This window comes from Paenalicyclobacillus ferrooxydans (assembly GCF_001399675.1).
Lineage (GTDB): Bacteria > Bacillota > Bacilli > Alicyclobacillales > Alicyclobacillaceae > Alicyclobacillus_B > Alicyclobacillus_B ferrooxydans.
The window spans coordinates 1-920 of the sequence record NZ_LJCO01000098.1; the positions used below are offsets into that span (position 1 = coordinate 1).

Below are 920 nucleotides of genomic sequence, written 5' to 3' on the forward strand. Positions count from 1 at the left end.
GTACGCTGCAATATCAATCCCATAGGCTCGCGAATACCGCTCGGCTAGGACCTCAGCCTTCTTTCGACCGATATCCTGTTCCAAGAAATATTGACGAAGCAGGTTCTTCTGCTCAACCACATCCCCATCAAATAAAAGCACACTTGGGATACGTCTTCCCTGCTCCCTCAATGAATAGAGCAGGCGGGCTACCTGCTGAAGCACATAGCCGCCCGTCCCACCAACACCAATCAATACTAATCGCGTTTTTTCCGGATCAATGACGCGTACAGGTGATATGGTCATACTTATCTCACCACCCCGCACCGAATGGCACCCGAAAAGATTTCTCCGGGTGCCACGCTCTGGAACTTGCCCCCACATGACATGCGAAACCTGATTTCCGGATACGCTTGGTGGCAAAGCCCTACAACTCCGTACAACCCTGTACGAATTTCATCGGCATCATCCTGCTTGCTAAAAAACGCAGGTAAACGACCATGTGAATGAATTTGAAGTACGATAAACCGTTCATCCGTCTCCATAAAACCCTCTTGGGCCTCAACGCTTACTGCAGAGGATGTTTGGTCTGGCCAGTAAACCGAATAGTGCTGGTCCATGTCCCAAATAACATACGCCAGTTGTTCAATATCTGGCTCAGCTCTAAACGTGCTTACAATCTCCTCAAGGATGCTTACCGGAATACGTGCAACAAACAATGTCAATGACGGCTCAGATGAACCCGTCCCTTGCACTGGAACCGAAAAAATTCCCGTTTGAGTACGACGAACTTGACTCACAAAACCATGCTCGTCCAAGAAATAGTAATTAGGTATCGGATCCGCAGGATGTTCTGTGTAAACCGTCATCACAGCACCCTTTTTGTGTCCCTTCAAAACAGGGACAATGTGACCTGTTGTCTTGTCGTATACCATGTCCGT

General features: G+C 48.4%; 2 protein-coding genes. Both read right to left on the minus strand.

From position 1 onward, the window contains the following. Positions 1-285, minus strand: a 285-nt coding sequence (locus AN477_RS21985; protein WP_211266053.1) for a ThiF family adenylyltransferase, incomplete at its 3' end; no start/stop codon positions are given. A gap of 2 nt (positions 286-287) precedes the next feature. Further along, on the minus strand, positions 288-920 hold a 633-nt coding region (locus AN477_RS21990), incomplete at its 5' end, for a Mov34/MPN/PAD-1 family protein (RefSeq protein WP_211266054.1).